The sequence below is a fragment of the Bradyrhizobium sp. OK095 genome (genome assembly GCF_900109945.1).
In the GTDB taxonomy this organism is placed as follows: Bacteria; Pseudomonadota; Alphaproteobacteria; order Rhizobiales; family Xanthobacteraceae; genus Bradyrhizobium.
This window is the reverse complement of record NZ_FOBX01000039.1, coordinates 1-2054: the sequence shown is the minus strand read 5'-3', so window position 1 is coordinate 2054 and position 2054 is coordinate 1. Positions and strand designations below refer to the sequence as shown.

The 2054-nt window shown below is 58.6% G+C and carries 4 protein-coding genes; all 4 read right to left on the bottom strand.

Annotated features, from left to right (window positions below):
- Positions 1-323: hypothetical protein (locus tag BMW89_RS38290; RefSeq protein WP_210187592.1), on the bottom strand; the 323-nt coding region annotated here is incomplete at its 3' end.
- Entirely contained in the window at positions 316-627 is a 312-nt protein-coding gene (locus tag BMW89_RS37055; RefSeq protein WP_092035269.1) for a hypothetical protein, read from the bottom strand. The genes BMW89_RS37055 and BMW89_RS38290, both read right to left, overlap by 8 nt.
- A gap of 3 nt (positions 628-630) precedes the next feature.
- Positions 631-1110, bottom strand: a complete 480-nt coding sequence (locus tag BMW89_RS37050) for a hypothetical protein (protein ID WP_143062895.1) — start codon at positions 1108-1110, stop codon at positions 631-633.
- Complete coding sequence (locus BMW89_RS37045) at positions 1107-1451, bottom strand: hypothetical protein (protein WP_092035267.1); 345 nt, start codon at positions 1449-1451, stop codon at positions 1107-1109. The genes BMW89_RS37050 and BMW89_RS37045 overlap by 4 nt, the downstream gene beginning before the upstream one ends.
- Positions 1452-2054 lie beyond the last annotated feature (603 nt).

Sequence of the window (2054 nt, the reverse complement as noted above, 5' to 3'; positions counted from 1 at the left end):
GCGCTATTGAAGCCAGAAACGACCCCGCGAGGGATGGACCTGAAGAAGTCACCGGCCCCTGCCGTAAGAGCAGATGCGGTGGAGTCTGTTGTTGCCACGCCAGGTATTGGTGCGCTGGATCGGCTTGCTCCCATCGCAGGCTGTTTAGTCTGCGCTTGCTGAGACTGCGCCGGCTGAGTCTGCGCCTGTTGCGCCTGCGCTTTCGGGCTTTGCGCCTGCTGCGTTACGCCATCGGCACTGAACGGATCGTGGTCGACTGGAACGAACGAGACGTTCTCGAAGTCCGGCTGATGCTCGACCGGCACCAGAGAATAATCAGCCATGATGAACGACCAGCAGATGCTTTCCGGGGCGGTTCGGGTCCGGCAGATAGTGGTGGCCGTCTCTCGCCTTGCGTGCGCCTGGCGGGTATGACCGCTGCACCTTCCCCGCTTCGATCGCTGCCTTCAGATGCGTCTCCAGCACCGTCATCTTGGCGTCGAGAGCGGCCTTGATCTTGGCGAGCTCGATCTCTCCTTGCGTCTTGACCTGGAGATGGATCGCGTCGTTCTGCGCCTTTTGTTGCTGGAGCTGCGCCTGATGTGCTGAGAGCGCGGCGTCGACCTGCGCCCGGCTGCTCTTTGGCAAGATTTAGACAGGCGGAGTAAACCGTCCTACGACAACCGGAGACTCAACATCCAGATACAGATTTGCGCGTGCATAAAGACCGATGACATGCTCACCAGCTTTAACGCTCTCTTCACTCGGATACAAAAGTTTCTCGGTGGGAAACAGACCATGCTTCTTCGCATCAAGCGATAGCTGCTGTCGATTCTGCTTGAAGAACGTACCCTCGACGAGGCCGTACACCGGCCCTCTGAACTCGACGATGAAGTTACCGTCGCGCATTGGCCTGACCGAAAAGTCTGGCATATGCGTCACAACGTCCAGCAGCGCAGCATTGCACTTGGCAATGTCCGGCTCGGATGAGCCATTATCAAAAACCGCAGTCCCATGCTCGTAGACCAGAAAGCTCCTCTGCCGGTCCGTGTAATGCGCCATCCGATCCAAAAACCAGCCTGGCGCTTCCGCGCGGATGAGTCCTCCCCAAGTGGGGGCAGGATATTTCATGCTTCGGTCTCCGGTGCACCTTTGCTTTGCTCGGACAATATCGCGCGAATGAGAGCAACAACCCTCCGGATGGCTAACATGGTGCTGGCATCCGGGTCGCGGCTCATATGGTTCCATGCCCGTTGCTCCAAATACAGGTGTGCCCGAAGCCGCACCAAGCCGCTCTCGGCTGACAAGGACTCCAAGTCCCGCCCGCCAAGCTTGTATGGGTCGTCCTCCGATGGATCAAAAGTCAGCGCGAAGCGTATGATGACCGGTCGCCAAGGCTCCGATTCGTTCGGCACATCGGACAGCTTGAGACTCTTCGTCGGAATGATCGCTGGAAGTAGAGGATTCCTCATGTCGCACCTTTTCCTACGGAAGTGTACCTTTGATTTCATCCGGTGAGATATAGTGCGGAACCAGGTGTTCGCTTTCCCCATATAGACTGAATGGATTTGGAATTGCGCGGCCCGGTGCCAATTGCAGTTGGTAAACTGAGCCGTCCGACCCAAGCGTAAAGTCTCGGGCAACGGCAGGATGGGGAGTTACGGAGATATATGGAGACGGCGGATTTTCACTGTCAATCGCGTGCATCTTCATCAAGTCATTCTTATTCCCTTTTGCCAAGACCGCTTCGGAGTGGGCTTGGCCTCCCACTTGCGCGGCATGCGACCTGAATTCCGTGAGGCCGGCTTGATCGCCTCTATAGAAAGTTCGTGGCGCATTCTCTGCCGCTTGTCCAAGCCCCGCGCTCGCTTCTTCTGCAGCGCGCGCCAGAGTCGGCGCGGCGCGCGCGCCCGTTCCTAACCTGGCTGCACTGAACGGACCGAGCACGCCGAGTGCACCGCCGGCGAATCGGAGAGGCCCTTCCCAAGGAGTCCCCTCGCCAAGTTGGCCTCCGGCTTCGCTTCCCAGGCCTCCCAGCACAGCCGCTCCGACTTTGAAGGGCACGCTTCCAGGCG

Bases quoted from the DNA above. Each gene is read 5' to 3' on its own strand.
- BMW89_RS37045 (WP_092035267.1), bottom strand. From the start codon at position 1,451: ATGAGGAATCCTCTACTTCCAGCGATCATTCCGACGAAGAGTCTCAAG.
- BMW89_RS37050 (WP_143062895.1), bottom strand. From the start codon at position 1,110: ATGAAATATCCTGCCCCCACTTGGGGAGGACTCATCCGCGCGGAAGCG.